The organism is Flavobacterium sp. SH_e (assembly GCF_025717045.1).
GTDB lineage: Bacteria > Bacteroidota > Bacteroidia > Flavobacteriales > Flavobacteriaceae > Flavobacterium.
Genome location: NZ_JAOVZN010000005.1, coordinates 463235 through 484215, shown reverse-complemented (window position 1 = coordinate 484215; position 20981 = coordinate 463235). Strand labels below are relative to the sequence as shown.

At 32.8% G+C, this 20981-nt stretch carries 20 protein-coding genes and 1 pseudogene; 9 read left to right on the top strand and 12 right to left on the bottom strand.

Annotated elements, in window-relative coordinates; translation table 11 throughout:
• Positions 1–216 precede the first annotated feature (216 nt).
• The 3 genes from OD917_RS10060 to OD917_RS10050 all read right to left on the bottom strand — a co-directional run bounded on the left by OD917_RS10060 (position 217) and on the right by OD917_RS10050 (position 3385).
• Positions 217–1284, bottom strand: a complete 1068-nt coding sequence (locus OD917_RS10060) for a BamA/TamA family outer membrane protein (RefSeq protein ID WP_263523405.1) — start codon at positions 1282–1284, stop codon at positions 217–219.
• A gap of 109 nt (positions 1285–1393) precedes the next feature.
• Positions 1394–2596 carry an FAD-dependent oxidoreductase gene (locus OD917_RS10055; protein WP_263523404.1) on the bottom strand — a complete coding sequence of 401 codons (1203 nt, stop codon included), beginning with the start codon at positions 2594–2596 and terminating at the stop codon, positions 1394–1396.
• 30 nt (positions 2597–2626) lie between these two features.
• The gene (locus OD917_RS10050; protein ID WP_263523403.1) at positions 2627–3385 is read right to left on the bottom strand and encodes a helix-turn-helix domain-containing protein; all 759 of its coding nucleotides are present in this window, start codon (positions 3383–3385) and stop codon (positions 2627–2629) included.
• A gap of 310 nt (positions 3386–3695) precedes the next feature.
• Between OD917_RS10050 and OD917_RS10045 the strand changes: the two genes are divergently transcribed.
• Positions 3696–4202, top strand: a complete 507-nt coding sequence (locus OD917_RS10045) for a hypothetical protein (RefSeq protein ID WP_263523402.1) — start codon at positions 3696–3698, stop codon at positions 4200–4202.
• A 220-nt stretch (positions 4203–4422) separates the two neighbouring features.
• On the opposite strand, the pseudogene OD917_RS10040 reads toward OD917_RS10045, so the two are convergent.
• The 3 genes and pseudogenes from OD917_RS10040 to OD917_RS10030 form a co-directional block, all read right to left on the bottom strand.
• A pseudogene (locus OD917_RS10040) lies at positions 4423–4881 on the bottom strand (transposase); the annotation flags it as partial.
• 125 nt (positions 4882–5006) lie between these two features.
• On the bottom strand, positions 5007–5384 hold the full coding sequence (locus OD917_RS10035; RefSeq protein WP_263523401.1) for a hypothetical protein: 378 nt from the start codon (positions 5382–5384) through the stop codon (positions 5007–5009).
• 267 nt (positions 5385–5651) lie between these two features.
• Positions 5652–6284 (bottom strand): nitroreductase family protein, encoded by a 633-nt coding sequence (locus OD917_RS10030; protein ID WP_263523400.1) that lies wholly within the window; start codon positions 6282–6284, stop codon positions 5652–5654.
• 105 nt (positions 6285–6389) lie between these two features.
• On the opposite strand from OD917_RS10030, the gene OD917_RS10025 reads away from it, so the two are divergent.
• On the top strand, positions 6390–6746 hold the full coding sequence (locus tag OD917_RS10025; protein ID WP_239455763.1) for a winged helix-turn-helix transcriptional regulator: 357 nt from the start codon (positions 6390–6392) through the stop codon (positions 6744–6746).
• Between the two features lies 1 nt (position 6747).
• Here the strand turns inward: OD917_RS10025 and OD917_RS10020 are convergent, their stop codons facing one another.
• The 3 genes from OD917_RS10020 to OD917_RS10010 form a co-directional block, all read right to left on the bottom strand.
• Positions 6748–7221, bottom strand: coding sequence for a MarR family winged helix-turn-helix transcriptional regulator (locus tag OD917_RS10020; protein ID WP_263523399.1), 474 nt, complete (start codon positions 7219–7221; stop codon positions 6748–6750).
• A 2-nt stretch (positions 7222–7223) separates the two neighbouring features.
• A complete protein-coding gene (locus OD917_RS10015; RefSeq protein ID WP_263523398.1) occupies positions 7224–7709 on the bottom strand; it encodes a GNAT family N-acetyltransferase in 486 nt (161 codons plus the stop codon).
• 124 nt (positions 7710–7833) lie between these two features.
• The gene (locus OD917_RS10010) at positions 7834–8427 is read right to left on the bottom strand and encodes a hypothetical protein (protein WP_263523397.1); all 594 of its coding nucleotides are present in this window, start codon (positions 8425–8427) and stop codon (positions 7834–7836) included.
• Positions 8428–8744: 317 nt separating this feature from the next.
• Here OD917_RS10010 and OD917_RS10005 point away from each other — a divergent pair, with 317 nt between their 5' ends.
• Positions 8745–9647, top strand: coding sequence for a YybH family protein (locus tag OD917_RS10005; RefSeq protein WP_263523396.1), 903 nt, complete (start codon positions 8745–8747; stop codon positions 9645–9647).
• 42 nt (positions 9648–9689) lie between these two features.
• A complete protein-coding gene (locus OD917_RS10000; protein WP_263523395.1) occupies positions 9690–10328 on the top strand; it encodes an NAD(P)H-binding protein in 639 nt (212 codons plus the stop codon).
• Positions 10329–10520: 192 nt separating this feature from the next.
• Here the strand turns inward: OD917_RS10000 and OD917_RS09995 are convergent, their stop codons facing one another.
• On the bottom strand, positions 10521–12803 hold the full coding sequence (locus OD917_RS09995) for a cation:proton antiporter (protein WP_263523394.1): 2283 nt from the start codon (positions 12801–12803) through the stop codon (positions 10521–10523).
• Positions 12804–13100: 297 nt separating this feature from the next.
• Here OD917_RS09995 and OD917_RS09990 point away from each other — a divergent pair, with 297 nt between their 5' ends.
• From OD917_RS09990 to OD917_RS09970, 5 genes are all read left to right on the top strand, one after another.
• A complete protein-coding gene (locus OD917_RS09990; RefSeq protein WP_263523393.1) occupies positions 13101–15086 on the top strand; it encodes a GAF domain-containing hybrid sensor histidine kinase/response regulator in 1986 nt (661 codons plus the stop codon).
• Between the two features lie 76 nt (positions 15087–15162).
• Positions 15163–15528 carry a response regulator transcription factor gene (locus OD917_RS09985; protein WP_263523392.1) on the top strand — a complete coding sequence of 122 codons (366 nt, stop codon included), beginning with the start codon at positions 15163–15165 and terminating at the stop codon, positions 15526–15528.
• Positions 15528–16742, top strand: a complete 1215-nt coding sequence (locus OD917_RS09980; protein WP_263523391.1) for a YaiO family outer membrane beta-barrel protein — start codon at positions 15528–15530, stop codon at positions 16740–16742. Before OD917_RS09985 ends, OD917_RS09980 begins: the two co-directional genes overlap by 1 nt.
• A 1-nt stretch (position 16743) precedes the next feature.
• Complete coding sequence (locus OD917_RS09975; protein ID WP_263523390.1) at positions 16744–17565, top strand: HEAT repeat domain-containing protein; 822 nt, start codon at positions 16744–16746, stop codon at positions 17563–17565.
• A 12-nt stretch (positions 17566–17577) separates the two neighbouring features.
• A complete protein-coding gene (locus tag OD917_RS09970) occupies positions 17578–19008 on the top strand; it encodes a glycosyltransferase family 2 protein (RefSeq protein ID WP_263523389.1) in 1431 nt (476 codons plus the stop codon).
• Here OD917_RS09970 and OD917_RS09965 read toward each other — a convergent pair.
• Both OD917_RS09965 and ilvD read right to left on the bottom strand, forming a co-directional pair.
• Positions 18998–19171: a hypothetical protein gene (locus tag OD917_RS09965; protein WP_263523388.1), complete on the bottom strand. Its 174-nt coding sequence runs from the start codon at positions 19169–19171 to the stop codon at positions 18998–19000. The genes OD917_RS09970 and OD917_RS09965 overlap by 11 nt on opposite strands.
• Before the next feature lie 118 nt (positions 19172–19289).
• Positions 19290–20981, bottom strand: a complete 1692-nt coding sequence (ilvD, locus tag OD917_RS09960) for a dihydroxy-acid dehydratase (protein ID WP_263523387.1) — start codon at positions 20979–20981, stop codon at positions 19290–19292.

Sequence of the window (20981 nt, the reverse complement as noted above, 5' to 3'; positions counted from 1 at the left end):
TAAATTGTGTTGAGCATTAATTTGCAACTAGGTTGTGAAGTGTTTTTTTTGGGAATAATCAAATTTAGCAAAAGATCGCCTTTAGATATTTTTTTGTATGTTTCATATTATAAAATGAAACAAGAAAGAGTGTGTTGCAACAATTAAAAAGTAGTATTAGTTACACGAAAAAGCTTCAAATTGTAATAATTTGAAGCTTAATTATGTTTTTTTTAATTAAAAGGCTTCACCAATTCTAAAGTAAATTCCCCAGTCTCCTTTACCAACTGCACCGTCTAAGCCTACATTAAATTTTGATTTTTTGAAAGGATTGTATCGATAGCCAACTCCACCGCCAGGATATAATTTCCAATCAAAGCTTGGAGTATCTGAGCCATAAATAGTAGCAATACCAAAAAAGCCAACTAATCCCATTTTTTTGGCAAAGTTATAACGGTATTCGCCCTGAATATCCATTAATCCCGAACCGCGATATTTTCCTTCGGAATAACCTCGAATATCAGTTCCTCCAATTGTACTTTGCTGTTCAAACGCTACATTTCCTAAACCAAACTTGCTGTAAAAACGAGCCGCAATAACATCTATATTATTTCTGATTGGAATATATTTATTGGATTGAAAGGATATTCTATTAGAAGCCAATTCATTATCTAAAAACTTTGGATAAGTAGACCAGTCCAGTTTAATTTTATATCCAGTTGTAGGATAATAGACAGCATCTCTTGTATCGTATAATAAGTTTACAACCAAAGCATTACTGTGTGATACAGAAGAAGGAGAAACATTGTCTTCATATATTGTATTATAATGTGCATAGGTATAGGACAAACCTCCATAAAATTTCCCGACAATTTTTCTTTGTCCGCCTAAACTTAAAATAGTTGTTTTCGTTCCATAATCATAAAAATCAGGTTGATCAATATCATCAACAAAAAATTGAGAATTCTGATTTCCAGTAAAAAAGAAAAATTTTAATCGCCATTTGTCTTCATTCAAATACCATCTATTAAAGAAAGCCAAAACATAAGATTTATTAGTAGTATAAATGGCCGACATTCCAGATAATGATTTAGGAGAAATAGTGTCATTGTGATTGACTTTATACATCATCATCGGAATTGCTCCAAACATAAAATCAAGATTTCTATTGTAACTCAAATAAGGCATTACCCTTAATTCAATTTTCTTTTCTTTAGGTTTTTCTGAGACAGAATCTTTAATTTTTTGACCAAAAGAAGAATAGATAAAACCTGAAAAAAAGAATAGAAGTAGAAAATGCCTCATAGTATAAATTTATTTTAGTGAAACTTATAGGGAGTGTCAGTTCTTGAGGAATGCTTTTCGGGTATTTGTAAATTTAAATAAAAAATATAACTAATTGAAATTAAAATGATTAATGTGTTTTTGTTTTGTTGAATATCGAAAGAAGATTTTCTAAAGCATCTTTTGAATGCAATTGTTCTCCATTTCTTAAAGTGTCTTTTGCGGCTTTAGCAGCTCGTTCCAGCATTCGTTTTTCAAAATAAGAAATCGCGGTTTTCAAATCTAAAAATTGATTATTGGTTAAACATTCTGAAAGTTCAAGGGCGTCTAGCATAGCAAGATTAGCGCCTTTTCCAGCAAACGGAGGCATTCTATGCGCTGCATCTCCAATTAGAGTTAGATTTTCCTGAGTTTTCCAAGATTGATCTAAAGGAAAATAATATTGCGGACGAGGAATAAAATACAATTCATTACTCAAAAAAAGTTCGTGCCATTCAGAACTCCAATCTTGATAAACTTCTTTAAACCATTCAAAAATTTTCAGATTATCTTTAAAATCCAAATCACTTTCTGCAAGCCAATTTTCGGGTATTTTACTGCTAAGCAAAAACATCAGCGAGCCGTCTCCTTTTGTACCGTACATGATGTTTTTTCCATTTCCTAAGGCAAGAACTTTTCCGCCTTTCGAAAATTCAAAAAGATTGGGAGCATTTTCTTTGGCGTTATAAATCGTTCCCTCAATCATAGTAATTCCAGAATAAATAGGTTTCTCTGTACTTAAATAAGAACGGACTTTTGAATTGGCACCGTCAGCAGCAATTACCAAATCAGCATAAATAGTTTTTCCGTTTTTAAAATACAAACGCCAGCCTTGATTTTCTTTTTCCATCGTAAGAAACTGACTGTCCCAAACAATAGTTTCAGGCAAAAGCGATTCTAATAAAATAGCTCTAAGCTCTGAACGATCTATTTCTGGTCGAGGTTTTGAAATGTTCCCTAGAGAATCTGCATCATTATTGGAAATTTCATCAAAAGCAGTTTTCCGAATGTTATGCTCATCAAATTTCAATTCAAAATTTTGATTGACAATTCGAGCTTTACTCGCATTTAGTCGAATATTTTCATAAAACTCATTCCGTAAATTTGCTTGTTTCATGGCTTTTAAACCAGAATCTTCATGTAAATCTAAAGGAGAACCTTGAACGCGGACTTCAGAATTTAAATCTCTTTCATAAACGTTTACATTTGCATTTTGAAGTTGTAAAAGGCGCGCTAAAATTAAACCGCCCATTCCGCCACCGATAATGGCAACTTGTTTATTTTGTAGTAACATAGTTTTGTGTTTAAAATCTATGCTGTAAAATTATTTAGAAGAAAGAGCAGATAATAGTATAAATCGGTCGTTTTTGTTTTGGAATAGCTCTTTTGGAAGCGAACCCGAAATTTTCTTGATTTCTTTAATGAAATGTGTCTGATCTGAAAAATTCTCTTCAGGAAAAAGTTTGCCTTTTGCAATATGTTCCAACGAAGCCCTAAAACGGAGAATCGAACAATAGGCTTTCAGCGAAAGACCAAAATACTGATTAAAGTAGCGATTAATTTGACGGCTACTCCAATGAGACTGTTCAGATAATTCTTTGACCGACATCGCGCCGTTGCTTTCATAGATGAGGTTAAAGAGTTTTTGTTTTCGCACATCGATTTCCTTTATTAATAAAGAATCAATTTTTGCAGAAGCTTTTTCGCAGAACAATTCAAAATTTTTTAAATCATTTTCGTTGAAATCCCAAAAGTCACTTTCAAGTATTTTTGCTGAATTTATAAGGTCTGCAATGCTTTCGCTAAAAACATATTCCGTAGCAGGAAGTTTAAAGCTTATTACAAAGGTTAGGCTATTTGCTGGAATTTCACCTTTTTCATATTGATGCGTTCCTAAGCCTAAAAGCCTAATTTGAAAACAATTTTCTGTTGTTTTTATTAATGATAAGTCAATTCGTCCATCGGGAAGTCCAATTGTTTCTATTGTTTGGCTCGATTTATTCTCCATGCACCAAAAACTATCCACAAAATCCGATAGGTTTTTGCTGGGTTTTATTGATTTGTATTTTAAATCGTCGTACATGCATCAAAATTTTAAGCGAAATTATGCAAATTACTATTCATTTATATAAAGTCAAATCATGTCCAGAACGCTTGTATTAAGGTTTTTTATTTGCCAAAAAGAGTCATTAAAAACTTAACATTGGATAAGTGTTTGATTTTAAGAAGTTTGTGATGAGTTTTTCCGATCAATGAAAAACTTAACATTGGTGAATACCTTTTTCAATTTATCTTTGTTTATTATTTTTTGATGTTAATTTAATGATTTAATAACATTAAAAATTAGTTTAAACCAAAATAAATTTAATCAATTTCTTAAAATTAACAGAATAATGGCAAAAGAAGTGCTTACTAATGAAATCGATCAGGAAGTAGAAGTTGCTCCAGTTATCTCAAATGATGAAAACGAGCAGAAAGATGCTTCAGTTTTAGAAACAGAATCGGCAACCGAAACTACAGAAGTAAAACCAAAACCTAAAAGGGCTCCAAAAAAAGTGACAGAAAAAGAAGTTGCCATTGCAGAGCAAGTTACAGAAGAGTCAAAGCAAGAAGAGGAAGAGATTGCATCTGAATCTGATGAAGAAACATCTAACGAAAACCATGAAAAATCGAAATCTAAAAAAAATAAAAAGATGAAAGAGAAAGAAAAAAAGAAAAAAGTAGCTAAGAAAAAAGAAAAGGCGAAAGACAAAAAGAAGGAAAAAGCTAAAAAAGCAAAACTAAAAGCTCAAGCGAAAAAGAAAGCAAAAGCAAAAAAAGCAAAGGATAAAGCTAAAGCGAAAAAAATCGCGAAAAACAAAGCGAGAAGATCTAAAGCAAAGAAAAACAAGAAGAAATAATAATTGATTGTTAATTGTTAATGGTTAATTGTAAATTTTTCCAAAGCAATCATATCAATAGAATTATTAAGCCACAGATTACAAGATTAACCCAGATTTTTAAAATCATTTTAATCTTGTAATCTGTGGTTTTTTTTATTCATATAGACTTTTCAATTTCAATAACTAACCATTAATTATTAACCATCAACAATTAACAATTAACCATTAACAATTAATCATTCTCATCTTTTGTTTTCTTTTGCAGAGCAAGTTTATCAATCTTCTGGAGAAATTCAGGATCAAATTCAGAATAAGCCCTTAATCTGTATTTTTCATCTCTAATTTTCATGACCAAACGTATTTTCTGAACCATTAGCCAAATCGGTTCGTAACGTTTATGGCCTAAAAGATATTGAATTTTAAGAATTGATATTTTTCGATGAGAAAGCGTCATTAATTCGATGCAAATCATCCAATATCGTACAGGAAGATTAGAATTTTCCATAACGGTTCCAGATCGAAGACTTATTCGGTTGCCACATTTTCGACATTGAAATTTTAAATCATTCTGTCGGAAAGAGTGTGCATTATGTCCACATTTCCTACATAAAAGACCATTTTCTAAGCGCTTGTTTTTCAGTTCTTCGATGCAAGTTGCTTCGTCAGGATATTTTTCAAAATACGCACGTAATTCCATTTATATAATTCCTCATTTACTTTTGGAAATATAGAATAATTTATAGAATTGAAAAGCAATTTGTATAAAAAATAAAAAGGAATACTCTTAACAGAATATTCCTTTTTATAAGGGGCAAAATTTAGTTATAATTTAGCTACAATTTCTTTTTTGTATTTATTTAGGATAGATTTTGTCATACCTAAATTAGCTTTTGTAGAATCTACAGCTAAGTAAATAAAGTAATCTTGATTATCAGAAACGTCGACAATATGAATTTGAGAACTTAGCGTAATCATAATATTATCGATAACCTGACCATGTAAATTCAAAGCTTTAATAGCGTTCATTTTTGCTTTAACTACTTCAAGGTTGTAAGCTGATGCCAATTCTGGATCAAAATCTGCAACAGCAGAGTGTGAATAGTATGACATACCGCTTGCGATTTCAGCTACAGAAACTGCAATGAAACCTGGGACGTTCTTTTTTAGGTCTTCCCCAAATTGCGTTAAAAAATCAGACATAATGTTAGAATTTTAATTTGTTGTAATAAGAATGAATTGTTTTGGATGAAGCAAAATTAGCTATACGATATTATTTAATTATCCGCTTTAAGTACCTTTTTTTGTATAAACATTAAAAATAACATTCTTTTAATCAAATTGTGATTTCTCCTGTTTTGCATTACAATTGATTTTGTTTTGAAAATGAAATATTTAAACCGAAAATGCTTCTAAAAAAGCCAGCGAGGCTTTTCCAGAAGCATTCTTTTTTAAGCAAAAAATAATTTTTTACTTGATTTCTGTTATAAATTCGTCTTGTGGAGTTCTCACTTTTTTCAAATTTACCAGCCAGTCGTTTGCATCATCTCTATATCCTATAGGTAAAACCAAAACGCTTTTTAGTCCAAGTTCGCTTAAACCTAAAAGTTTGTCAACTTCAGCAGGAATAAAACCTTCCATTGGAGTTGCGTCTACTTGCTGTTCAGCAGCGGCAGCTATTGCTACCCCAAAAGAAATGTAAGCTTGTTTTGCAGCGTGATTCGCGTGCCATTCTTGCCCAAGAGGCTCATACATTCCCCAAAGTCTTTGTTTGTATTCATCCATTGCATTAGCAGGAATTCCTCTTTCAGCAATTGTTCTGTCAAAAACAGCAGAAATTTTTTCTAAACTATAACCGTCCCAAGCAGCCCAAACCAAAACGTGAGAAGCATCTGTAACTTGACTTTGATCAAAACTTACAGCTCTAATTTTGTCTTTTAATTCTTTGTTTGTAATAACAAAAATCTTGTAAGGCTGTAATCCAGAAGAAGATGGAGCAAGTTTTGCAGCTTCAAGAATATAATCTACTTTTTCTTGCGGAACAGCTTGTCCGTTCATTTTTTTTGTAGCATAACGCCACTTTAGTGCATCTATTAAGGCCATTTTTCTTTAATAATTAAATTGTATTCAAATGTAAACACTTTAAGTGTATTTTTGTCATCCAATTACCAAAAGTAACTGTAACATCGAGGTAACATACAATAGAACATGCTGAAAGAACTAAAACACGATCCTAAAAAATGCACACAACATATTATGGCAGTGCATGACGCAATGTATATTTTAAACGGAAGATGGAAAATCTCTATCATTGCATCACTTTGCTTTAATACTTTAAGATTTACCGATTTATTGCGAGAAGTTGAAGGAATTTCTGGAAAAATGTTGAGCAGGGAATTGAAAAACCTTGAAGAAAATCAATTAGTTACTAGAACTGTTTTGAATACTCAGCCCATAACTGTAGAATATCAGCTGACAGAATATGGACATACATTAAAAGAAGTAATCGATTCGTTAGCAAAATGGGGTCATAATCACAGAAAAAAGATTACTGGAAAAGAATAAATCAGCTTTTGAATTCTGAAATTCTTTGAAAAAATCCTTGTGAAGCTAGTTTCTGCTCCGTTTCTTCAATCGCTTTCAAAAGATTGTTTTGGGTGTCAGTGATTTCGTGTAAAGCATTTTTCATAACGGTCCAAACGGGCTGCATTTTTACAACAAGTTCTTTTCCTTTTGCTGTAAGGACAATCAATCTTTTGCGTTCGTCCAGTTTATCTTTTTTAGAACTGATGATTTTTAGCTTTTCCAATTCCTTTAATAAACTTATAGTCGAAGGGTGGCTATAGCCAATTTCGGCAGCGATTTCAACAACGCTCAGCATTTCTTTTATATGAAGCGTGTAAATTATAGGAAACCATTTTGGTTCAAAATCAATATCGTACGACTTATAAATTAAAGCCCCGTCTTTGCGAAGCTGTTCGCTAAGACGTTGCAATCGAGTAGATATGGCTAAGATGCCAATTTCATCAATTATATTCATTTCTATTGGTTTAGATTTAAATGACAAAAAACATTATCGGGTTTCATTAACGGAAAATCAGTTGGAAGTGTTTCTTTTGGGATTGTTACAAAATTATTTTTTTTATAAAAACGTAAAGCAGCCTGCAAGAGCGTAACAGTTCCCAAATATAAGTCTTTAATTCCCTTTTCTTTGCTGTATGCAATTAATTGTTCTAATAATTGCTGGGCAATTTGAAACTCTTTTCCTCTGTATTCCTTCTTAACGAACATTTTTCTGATCGCTCCAGCTTCAGCATTAAATTTAACTAAAGCGATTGTTCCAACTAATTTCTCGTCTATAAAAGCGCCAAGAAATATTCCGCCTGGTTTATAGTAAAAGTTTTCAATGTCTAGTAAATCTGGCTGATCTTCTAAAGTAACAGGAACATTAAATTCTTTTTGCTGAATGTTTAAAATCAAATCAACGATTTCATTTTCGTATTTATTTTGTATTGGTTGAATGTGCATTTGTAATGTAAATTAAAGATGTGTACAAAACTACGTAGTTAGCTACATATATACAATAAAAAAACTGCTGAAGTCAGCAGTTTTAAGTGTTTTTTATGATTTCAAACGATTTCTGTTAAAAGAATTATTCTTTAACTAATACAATAACGGCTTTGTAACCAGTACCAACATTCCATTCGCTTGACGAAATAACTTGGCCTTTATCGTCATAAACTTTAAATTCGGCTGTGTTTGGAGAAGCAAAACCTTCGTTAAGTGCTTCAATATCAATTTTGTTGATTCCTTTTACTAAGTCTATTTTCACGCTTTTAAAATCACCATTTAAGAAAACTTCAGGTTCAATTACTTTATCATTCAAATATACTTTTACTTTATCGCCGTCTACAAAAGCTGCATCACGGTACATAATTGTAGAAGTAGCTGAAGTGGTGTTGATATTTCCTAAAAATTGATTTCTTCTATAAAAAATCCCTTCAACATTTGCGTCTTCTTTGTAAAGATTTCTGTCTTTAAATAGTTCGTCTGGATTAACCTGTAATGGCGCGGGTTTTTCTACAGGCGCCGGGGGATTTTCTTTTGGTGAGACTTCTTTCGGCGGAATAACTTCTTTTACGGCAGGATCTTTTGCCGGAATCTTCTTGAATTTATTATCGATTTCTTGGGCAAAGCTGTGCAGAGAAAAGGAAGTAAAGGCAATTATTAAAAATATTCTTTTCATGTTTTTATAAATATTAATCTTGAGGGGTATTATTTTGAAAAGATTAGATGCATCATAATCTTTTATATATAAACATTTTATGAAACTAATTATTGTCTTGCAGTGGTTATTTGTAGAAAAATTAACTTCTTAATAAATAGAAGAACTGCTTCTTTTTGTTAACTTAAAACTCCTAAAATGAAGACTTTTTAAAGAGTTTTCATTGAAAAAAAAGAAAAAATTGGATGAAAAACTAAATGAAAATATCTAGATTGATTTAATTGTAAAATACTGAAGATTAATATATTATATTTGTTTTCAATTAAAAATTATCGGCTATGATTAAATTTAGTTTTACCTTTTTTTTCTTAGCATTTGGTCTTTTTGCACAAGAAAATAAAATTGATTTCGGAATTAGAAAACAAATTGAAGCTTATAATACTGCTTTTGCAACCGCTTTTCTTAAAGGAAATCAAAACGCATTAATAAAAGCATATACAGATCAATCTATTTTTATGCCCGAACACAGCAGACAAAGAACGGGGAAAAAGTCAATTTCTGCATTCTATGAACAATGGCTTTCTCAGGCAAAAATTATTTCATACGAAAGAACAATTTTGGAAATACAGGATTTTGGAAGTTACGTTCTTGAAATTGGAAATTTTACTGAAAATCTGATTTTAAAAAGGCAAGATCCACATTCTTATTCTGGAAAATATGCTGTTTTATGGCAGAAAAAGAAACAGTTTCTTACTATTGCTGCAGAAATTTGGGGTTCAGCAAGTTATTTTGATGATAAAAATATTCCTGAAATAGACGATTCGGATGTTTCGCAAACACAAGAATACATTTCGTCAGATCAATTAACTTTAGAAGTTAAGGACAGAAATAATACCATTAAAAGTTTAGTTCAGAATAGGCAAGGAGTAGAACACGCCAAAATGTTTATGCCAGACGCGATGTATTTAACGTATTACACGCCAATTCTTTCTGGCGAAAAAGAGATTACAGCTTATTTTACAGAACACGAAAAACCTGGGACATTGAGTATTGAGCAAATCTCAATCAAGACTTCTGGAATTATAAATGCAGGAAAAGCAATTGTAGAATTTGGTTTTTACAATGTTGATTGGCGCGACGGGGATAATAATGGAAATGTAAAAGGCAAAAGTATAAATGTTTGGAAAAGAAATAATAACGGGGAATTAATGCTTTTTCGCCAAATGGTAAATCATGATTAAAATAGAATAAAACATTATATTTACTTTCTAAACCCTTTATTTATGAAAGCATTGGTAATTGGAGCTACAGGCGCAACAGGAAAAAAACTTGTTGATCTACTTTTGGAAAGTAATGATTATGAATCGGTTTCTATTTTTGTGAGACGTGCTACGGGAAAATCTCATTCAAAGTTGAGAGAACATATCGTTGATTTTTCAAATGTAAATTCATTTCAAGATTTAATTATCGGAGATGTTCTGTTTTCATGCCTTGGAACAACTTTAAAAGATGCAGGTTCAAAAGAAAAGCAATGGAAAATTGACTTTGATATTCCGGCCGAATTTGCTTCTGCTGCAAAGCAAAATAATGTTAATTCTTTGGTTTTGGTTTCTTCTTATGGAGCTTCTTCAAAAAGCAGTGTATTCTATTCGATGATGAAGGGAAAATTGGAAGAATATATAGAAGAACTTCATTTTTTGCAATATCTTATTTTTAGACCTGGACCGCTGATTCGTGAAAATTCAGATCGTTTGGGCGAAAAGATTTCGGTAAATATTATTAAAGTATTCAATGCAATTGGACTTTTTAAGAATCTAAAACCAATTACAACGGCATTTTTAGCCGAAAAATTAGCGAAATCTCCTAAAGTGCTTTCGTCAGGGAAAACAACTCTTGAGCTTAAACAAATTCTTGAATTATGAATTATGAGTTATGAGTTATGAAGTTATGAGTTATGAGTTATGAGTTATGAGTTATGAGTTATGAGTTATGAGTTATGAGTTATGAGTTATGAGTTATGAGTTATGAGTTATGAGTTATGAGTTATGAGTTACGAGATTACAGATGGATTTGCAACTTATAATTCATAACTCATAATTCATAATTAAAAAAATCTATTTTTTATCTTCAGAGATAATTAGGGTTGACGGAATATTAGTTAACCACGGGCTTTTGGTTTCTACTAAATGTTTCCATCCGTCAATTGAGATTAGCATAAGATCTTGCTGATTTAAATAATCTTTTTCGATCGAATGCTCTTTTCTTAGCGAAAGCTGATTTGAAGCAGCTTGTTCCATTAATCTAATTTTTTCTTTTGTGTCTAAATCTGACATGATTTTTCCTTCTACATCCAAGATTTCAATTCTGGCATCAGTATTCTGAATAAATTTTTGGACATAATTTTGAATCAAATCCCAATCTTTGGCATTGAATAACGGAATAAAAATATGTGCGATTTCAGTTAAATCTTTATCAATTAAAATTCCCACTGGAATATGAGATTTAGCAATAATCTGTCTCGTTCCGTCATCAAAAGGAGCCGATTCTAAGATGTTTTCTTTTCCGGTAACGGTATTTAATATTTTTTCAGGATTAATCATACGGGTCGTAAAACCAAGAACTCTTCCTAATAAACTTCCTTCATAAATAGATTGCCCAATTCCAACTAATAGTAAATCGTGTTTGCTTTTGTTTGCAACATTTACAATTTCGTTATCAATATCAGAAGACGCTTTAAACATCGTTGTGATATTTCTGTTTAGTGTTACAGATTCTTCAACAACACCTTTAAATTTTTCTGTTTCGTAAACGTCTGTATTGTAATGGTGTAGTTCTTCAGTTGGAAGAAAATGCATTGCAGTAATTTCAGAACTTTCAGCCCTTTTATTCGTAAGTCCGTCAGCTACTTTAAGCAAAGCTCTTCCTGATTCTGGTCTGTCAAATGATAATAAAATGCGGTATTTATTTTTCAGAGTAACATCTTCTTCAGATTCTATTTTACTCGATTTGAAAATCCAATTGATAAAATCTAAAGTTGGACCTGTCATAAATGTAGTTGCAAGTGCCATAATTACGAACATAGAGAATAATTCTGGACTTAAAACTCCAAGATCGTAACCAATATTTAAGGCAACTAATTCGGTTAAACCTCTAGTATTCATTAGAGCTCCGATAGATAAACTGTCTTTCCAGTTTTGACCTACGAATTTTGCTGCAAGCGCACTGCTGACAAACTTACCTATCACGGCTACTGAGAAGATCAATCCAGCGATTTTCCATAAATAAGGTTCATTCAATAAACCAATTTGTGTTCTTAATCCGGTAAATACGAAGAATAATGGCAATAAAAGTACAAGTGCAACATCTTCGACTTTTTCAATAAAAAGATTTCTAAATCTAATGTTTTCAGGCATAATTGCACCAGCAATAAAAGCTCCGAATAAAGCATGGATTCCGATAACTTCTGTCAAATAAGAAGAAACTACAAGAGTTAAAAAGAATATTGCAACAATTGGTTTACTTAATTTGTCGCTTGTAGCATACAAATCTCCAATTCGTTTAAGGAACGGACGAACTACTTTGATCATTAAAAATACGTAACCTAAAGCTAAAAAAACAGTGTACAAAGCACTTCCAAAAGAACCTGCTTTTACAATTGCAATAACAACTGCTAGAATACACCAAGCCGTAATATCATCGGCTGCTGCACAAGTAATTACAATTGTTCCTAATTTAGTTTTATGAATACCGCGTTCCTGCACAATTCTGGCAAGCACCGGAAATGCAGTGATACTCATCGCAATTCCGGCAAACAAACCAAAAGATGTAAATTGTACATCTGTAGGGGCAAACTCATCATATATAAAGTACGCCAATCCCATTCCTAGAACAAACGGAATGATAATACTTGCGTGGCTAATAACGACAGCATCGTGAGCTTTGTTTCTTAGAATTTTCATATCGATTTCCATTCCCACGATATACATGAAAAGAATCAAACCAATCTGACTTAAGAATTGAAGATTTCCAAGTGATTCAGTAGGGAATAACGCTGCAGAAAATTCAGGGAAATACATTCCAATTAATGAAGGTCCCATTACAATCCCGGCGATCATTTCTCCAATTACAGCGGGTTGTTTCATTTTGATGCAAATCCATCCAAAAATGCGGGCAACAAAAATGATTGTAACGATCTGTGCCAATAATAGGGCTAATGGATGGTGTAAGTTCTTGATAAGAGAATCAAGAAATTCGCCCCATTGACTTTTATCTGAAGTAGGGATTTTAAGATTTCGGCCTGTTTCCAGTTTTACACCTAATAGAATAATCCAATACATTAGAAGGGAGAAACCTCCAATAATTCCAACGTAAAAAATACTGTTTCTTAAATTTTTCATTTACTTTAAATTTTACTCTTTCCAGCATATTGTTTCTTAGAAAAAAGATAGAAAAATGGCTTTTTTGAAGAGATTAGTTTATAAAATCTGAGCAATTTTATGACAAAATTAGCGTTCATGAAATAGGAGGCATTCAATTTTGTAATGACCTAGAAAAAATTTGTAATGAAATAAAAAAAGGAGGATTTGACGGATAAAATTTGAAGCATATAAAGCCTCTTTTTTAATAATGTCGATTTAATGCAAGGGTTTTAGATTAAATACCCTTATCTTTATACACTTTACCACGCTAATAAAATGAATAAAGATTACCCCATTCCAGATAACGAACTACAACGTTTAGCCGCTTTAAAACGTTACAATATACTAGACACACTTCCAGATGATGCTTTTGACGATGCTACAAGGCTTGTTTCTTACATTTGCGGTGTGCCAATTGCCCATATTTCTTTTATTGATGAAAACAGACAATGGTTTAAATCTGAGATAGGAGTAGGGGTGTCAGAAGTTCCCCGAGAAATTTCCTTTTGCAATTACACTATTTTAGATACAAAAATTGTAGAAATCAATGATACGCATGTAAATGAGATATTCAAAGATGATCCTAATGTTACGGGCGGGTTTAATGTTCGATTCTATGCAGGGGTGCCACTTACAACTCCAGACGGGTATAATATTGGAACTTTGTGTGCGGTTGATCATGTTGTAAAAGAACTGAATGATAATCAAAGAAATGCGCTCTCAATTGTTGCCAAACACGTTATGGCGCAGTTAGAATTGGGAACGAAGAATATTCAGTTATATCAACAGAGAAAAATTGCTGAACGCGCTGTATTGGCAAGAGATACTTTTTTGGCTAATATGAGCCACGAAATTAGAACGCCTTTAAATTCAATCATTGGTTTTACTGATCTTCTTGCGCAAACTGAATTGGATGACGTTCAGCGTGATTATATTGAAAGTGTTCAGATTGCTGGAGAAAATTTACTTCTGATTGTCAATGATATATTGGACATTTCTAAAATTGAATCAGGAAATTTAGTAATCGAATCTGAACCGTTTAATTTAAAAAAGACGCTTAAACATGTCTATAATTTATTAAAGGTAAAAGTGCAGAAAGATGTCGAATTTAATCTTTTTCTTGATGCAGAAATGCCTGATATGGTTATTGGCGATCAAGGAAGGCTTAATCAGATATTGGTAAATCTTATAGGAAACTCGCTTAAATTTACAAGTGAAGGCGAAGTGACAGTCTCTGTTAAAAAGATTGATGAAACAGAAGACGATTATTCGCTTAAGTTTTCTGTGAAAGATACTGGAATTGGAATTCCAAAAGATAAACTTAAAACTGTTTTTGAACGATTTACGCAAGTTCAAGAAAGCACAACAAGAACTTACGGAGGTACTGGACTTGGGCTAAATATTGTAAAACAGTTAGTTGAACTGCAAAAAGGCGAAGTAGATGTAAAAAGTACGCCAAATCGAGGTTCAGAATTCTTGGTTATGTTGACTTATAAAAAAGTAGATGTTATTGAAATCAAAGAAAAATCTGTTTCTAAAAATAATCTAGGAAATCTTAAAATTCTTCTTTGCGAAGACAATGTTTTAAACCAAAAGCTCGCAAAAAGCGTAATTAATAATTTTGGATTTGAATTAGACATTGCACACAACGGCGAAGAAGGTATTGAACTTCTGTCTCAAAATGAATATGATTTGGTATTAATGGATTTGCAAATGCCTGTAAAAGATGGGTACCAAACCACAGAATACATTCGTAATGAAATGAATTCTAATATTCCAATTATTGCCATGACTGCGCATTCTTTAGTAGGAGAACAGGAAAAATGTTATAAAGTAGGAATGAATGCTTATGTGCCAAAACCTTTTAAACAGCCTGTTCTTTTAAAAGCAATAAAAACAGTAATGAATCAAGATAGTGAAACGAACCATAGAAGAATTATAGATATGACTTTCCTAGATGAAATGGCTTGTGGCGATCCTGAATTTAAAAAAGAGATGATAAATCTTTTTGTAGAAAAAATTCCAAGTCAGGCTAAGGATATGGAGGAAGCTTTTCATAATTCAGATCATGACAGCGTAAAGAAATTGGCGCATAATATGAAGTCTAGTATGGATATTTTTATGCTTCAGGATTTGAGTGAGTGCCTTTCGATTATTGAAGAAGAAGCTTCAACTGGCGAATTTACAGCTGAAACTTTAGATAAAGTAAATATTTTTAGCTGTGGAATTGATGAAGTCACAAAAATTTTAAAAGAGCTATGAAATAAAGGAAATATGCAATAGCTTTACAGTATATGACGTTATAAATTAAGTTGTCCCCAAGATAAAAAATAAAAAAATGAGAATTATTTTAGCCGAAGATAATGATATCCTACGCAAATCATTATCTTTTTTCTTAGAGTCTAAAGGATTTAGTGTTGACCAATTTTCTGATGGTAAAGAAGCACTTGAAGCGATCCAAAAAGAAAATTATGATTTAATATTGACAGACATTAACATGCCTGGCGTAAGCGGTATGGAGATTACGCAATATGTTAGACAAAGCCTCAAATCAGATGTTCCTGTAATTATATTGACTTCTTCAGGCGTCGAGCAAACAGAACTGGATTCTTTTGATATTGGTGCAAATGAATTTATTGCCAAGCCAGTCAGTCCGGCTGTGCTTTTAGTGAGAATCAATAAATTACTAAACAAACGTGCCTAATGAAATTTCTATATTATTCTATCTGCCTTTTGTTTATTTCTTCCATTGCAATTGGACAAGAAATAAATGTTGATGAGACTTTAGCCAATGTGAAACTTGAAGTTGAAAAACAGAACTACGACAAAGCATTAACGTTAATAGATCCCTTACGCGCCAAATTTCCAAACGACGAAGACATACAAACTTATACAGGACGAATTTACAGCTGGAAAAAAGACTACAAAACAGCAATAAAAGTGTTGTCTCCTTTGGCAGACAGAAACAATCCGAATTCAGAAGCTTTACAAGCACTAATAAACGTTTACTTTTGGACAGAAGATTATGAAAAATGTATTTCATATTGCGATAAATATTTAGCTATTGATCCAAAATCGGTTGATGTATTAAAAACCAAAGCAACTTGTCTGGAGAAGTTAAACCGTGATGAAGAAGCATTAGATTTAATTCAAAAATCAGCCTATATTGATAATAGTACTCAGGCTTTCAGAGGAATTAGAACACTTATTGGGCGAAAAGCAAAAAATGCAGTTTCGGCTTCTTATTTAAATGTCTCTACTTCAGAGCCTGGACAGTCTCCATTTCACTACGGATATGTCGAATATTCACATAAATTTAGCAAATCGGCTATTGTTGGAAGAGCGAACATCGGAAATATAAGTGGTGATACCCAAATGTTATTTGAAACCGATTTTTATCAAACTTTTTCAAATAAAAGCTATTTATATGCAAATGCTGGAGTTTCAACTGGCGAGACTATATTTCCTGTGGCTAAAGGAGGTGTAGAATATTATTTTGCCCCGCAAAAAAAGTTTGATTTTTCGCTTGGAGCAAGATTTATGCATTTTGACACAGACGATATTACGTTGCTTACAGGGCAAGTAGTGTATAATGCAGGAATTTACAGTTTTGGTTACCGACCTTACTATGATATTTCAAACGAATTGTTTTCTCATGTTTTAAGTGTTCAGCGCGTAAACGAAGAAAAAGAGCGTATTATTAGACTGGAATTACAATATGGAAACGTTCCTTATTTGTATCTCTACAACAGTTTTACACAGCCGTTAAAGGCATATCGTGCAGGAATCCAATATCAGCATCGTTTTGGTGATTCATTTTTTGTGCGCCCTATTTTCCTTTATGAGCGTGAAGAATATATACCTGGAGAATATAGAAATAGGTTTAATGTTCAGTTAATTGTAACAAAACGCTTTTAATATGGCAGAAATCTGGGAACTATATAAAGCCGGTCAGTGGGAAGTGCCTTTTCTTACTTTTTCAATCTATCTATTTATATTAGGTTCGTTCATTATGTACCTTATTATTGTTGCTAGCCGAAGCAATAAAATAAAAAAAGAAAGGCTTAGAAATGAATACAGTAGTTTAATTGAAAAAGTAATGTCATCTGTTATTTTTGAAGATACATCATTTTCAACAATAAAAGAGGATAAAAACTTTTTAGTTCTTTTTGATACTTCTTTTTTTAGAGAAGTTTTGACAGAATCTCTTATTAATCTTCATAAAAATTATGAAGGGATTTATGCCAAGAAACTGGAACAATTTTATAAAGATTCTGGATTAATAAAAGATTCGTTTAGAAGACTGAAAAGCTTAAAATGGGAAGTAAAATGTAGAGCAATTACAGAATTGGCAGAGTTTAATGTAAATGAAGGATTTGATTTGATTATTGCATTCTCGAAAGCCAGAAATAAAACACTGAAAATTACAGCAATAAATGCTTGTATTAAACTAGGAGGCACAAAGAGTATTGCATATTTAGTTGAACATTCAGACCCAATAGACGATTGGATGCAGTTGAATATTATTAATGCTTTTAAGAAGCATGATATTGGTGATACAGAAGGAATTGAGTTTTTATTAGAATCACAAAACACAACTGTCGTTACACTTGGTCTGAAACTTATAAAAGAACTTAAGCTGACGCAGAAAGTTCCGCATGTAGCGCAGTTGGCGGCTCAGGCTTCAAATACAGTAATAAAATACGAAGCGCAAAGCATTTTGCAGACATTAACCATTTAATTTTATAAGGAAATGACTTTTTTTAATACTGAAATAGAATGGTTTTTGGATATTTATATACTCCTGATTCTTGGTTACGCCATACTAATCATGTCTTCCTATTTAATGCTGGCTTATATTTCGACAAAAGAGCTTAGAAGGTATCTTAAAAGAAACAGTTTTGTTGATTATGAAGTGTTGCTTACCAGTGAATTTGCTCCTAAACTTTCGCTGATTGCGCCTGCTTATAATGAAGGAATGACTATTGAAGAAAATGTAAAATCGCTTCTTTCGCTAAACTACAATAATTATCAAGTTATTGTTGTAAATGACGGAAGTAAAGATAATTCAATGGAAATCCTGACCAAAACTTACGATTTAGTTTTGACAGAATTGGATTTTCATCCAAAAATTGAAACTAAAAAAATTAAAGGAATTTACACTTCAAGAAATGCGGCTTTCAAAAAATTAATTGTTGTTGACAAAGAAAATGGAGGTAAAGCAGATGCGTTAAATGTTGGATTAAACATTGCACAAAATCCGTATGTGGTTTGCATTGATGTAGATTGTATTTTAGATAAAGATTCGCTTTTAAAACTAGCAAAACCATTTTTAGAATCTCACGGAAAGCGAATTATTGCAACAGGTGGCGTAGTGAGAATTGCTAATCAATGTGTGATTAAAAACGGACGTTTGGTAGAAGTGAATATTCCAGATGTGATGTTGTCTAGAATCCAGGTTTTAGAATATCTGAGAGCATTTCTTTTAGGAAGAATGGCTTGGGGAAAACTAGACGGATTATTGCTAATTAGCGGTGCTTTTGGTGCATTTGATAAAGAAATTGCCATACTTTCTGGCGGATACAGCACTAAAACGGTTGGAGAAGACATGGAATTAATCGTGAGAATGCGCCGTTATATGCTTGAAAATAAACTGCCTTATTCAGTAAGTTATATTCCAGATCCGCTTTGCTGGACCGAAGCTCCAGAAGATTTCAAGATATTTAAAAAACAGCGCAGCCGCTGGATGAGAGGAACAATTGAAACTTTAAGTTTTCATAGAGTAATGTTCTTAAATCCAAGATATAAATTGTTAGGATTGCTGAGTGTGCCGTATTGGACATTGTTTGAATTCCTGGCTCCAGCTATAGAATTCATTGGACTTGTTATAACAGCTGTATTTATAATTTTCGGATTGCTGAACTGGCACTTTTTCTTCCTTCTACTACTTTTTGTGTATTCTTTTGCCGTTTTATTTTCGGTTATTGCTTTATACAGCGAAGAAAAAACATACCATAAGTATCCCAAACAGGCCGATTTTTTCAAATTGTTGATTGCAGCCTTTATTGAACCTTTCTATTTTCATCCGCTTACGGTTTATGCCGCTTTAGTTGGTTATAAAGAAAAAGTTATGGGAACCAAGGGCTGGGGCGAAATGACAAGAAAAGGATTTACTAAAAAATAGAGAAGAGTTCTGATTTTATTATAAAGCCAATTCCTGTTCCAACTAATAAACCTCTGGAAAAATCAGAAATTTTAAAAAAATGCGGAAGAATAACAGAAGCCGCGATAATGAAAATTCCAATCGAGAGTAAAAATAACGTTTTTTTGTTGGTTATCTTTTCCATTTTTTAATAGTTTAGGTTGATAGTTTTGAGCATAGTTTTATTAAAGATATTAAAATAAAATAAAAAAAGCTAAATCATTTTGATTTAGCTTTTTTGTAAGTATTTGAAAAAGTATGTTTTAATCCAAATCTGTTTTTAAAACAGCCCCCGTACTTGCATTTGTTACCAACGCTCTATATTGAGAAAGCCATCTTGAATTTAAAGGTTTTTTCAAAGGTTTAAAAGCAGTTCTTCTTGCTGCGATTTCTTCATGACTCAAATTAACGGATAAAATATATCGATCGACATCAATGTGAATTTCGTCACCATCTTTAACCAAACCAATCATTCCGCCTTCAGCAGCTTCAGGAGAAACGTGACCAATTGAAGCTCCTCTAGTTGCACCGCTGAATCTTCCGTCAGTGATTAAAGCTACAGAACTTCCAAGTCCCATTCCCATAATTAAACTGGTTGGAGAAAGCATTTCTTGCATTCCAGGTCCGCCTTTTGGTCCTTCGTAACGAATAACTACGACATTTCCAGCTTTTACTTTTCCCATCATAATTCCCGCAATTGCTTCGGCTTGACCATCAAAACAAACTGCGCTTCCCGTAAATACGCGATCTCCAGTTAAACCAGCTGTTTTAATTACAGCACCTTGTTCTGCAAGATTTCCATATAAAATAGCCAATCCGCCAACTTTACTGTACGGATTATCAATGGTATGGATAATTGTTGTGTCTTTAATTTCAGCATTTGCGATTTTCTCCAATAAAGTTTCACCGCTAATAGTAAGATTATCAATTAAAACACCTGAACCTCTTTTGTTTATCTCTTTCATAACCGCATTTACGCCGCCAGCTCTGTTAATGTCCTCCATGTGAACGGTGCTCAAACTAGGCGAAATCTTAGCAATATGTGCAACATTTCCAGAAATGGTATTAATATCCTGAAGTTTAAAATCGACATTAGCTTCGTTTGCGATTGCGAGCATATGAAGAACAGTATTGGTACTTCCGCCCATTGCCATATCTACAGCAAAAGCATTTCGAACAGCATTTTCATTCAAAATATTTTTCAGTTTGAATTTTTCAATAGCTTGCTGATCTTTCGCAATATCACAAATTCGTCTCGCAGCTTCACGATACAATTTTTCGCGTTCAGGAGTTTGCGCTAGAATTGTTCCGTTTCCTGGAAGAGCAATCCCCATCGCTTCCATTAAAGTATTCATAGAATTAGCCGTGAACATTCCAGAACAGCTTCCACCGCTTGGACACGCATTACACTCTATGTCATACAATTCATCGTCGGTTATTTTTCCAGCTTCGTGTTTTCCAACTGCTTCAAATGCAGAAGCTAAATCAATTGCAGTTCCGTTTTTGGTGTAACCTTTAGACATTGGTCCACCGCTTACAAAAATAGTAGGAACATCAACTCTTAAAGCTCCCATAATCATTCCTGGAACAATTTTGTCACAGTTTGGAATGGCAATCATGGCGTCCAATTTATGAGCGTTCATGACACTTTCTATGGAGTTGGCAATAATTTCACGGCTTGGAAGCGAATATAACATTCCGTCATGTCCCATTGCGATTCCGTCATCGATTCCGATTGTATTGAATTCAAACGGAACACAGCCATTAGCACGAATTTCTTCTTTGATAATTTCAGAAACTTTATTTAAGAAAAAGTGCCCCGGAATAATTTCAATAAACGAATTCGCAACTCCAATAAATGGTTTTCCGAAGTCTTCGTTTTTCAAGCCCGTAGCTCGCAATAAGGATCTGTGAGGAGTTCGCTGAACGCCTTTTTTTACTTCATCACTTCTCAT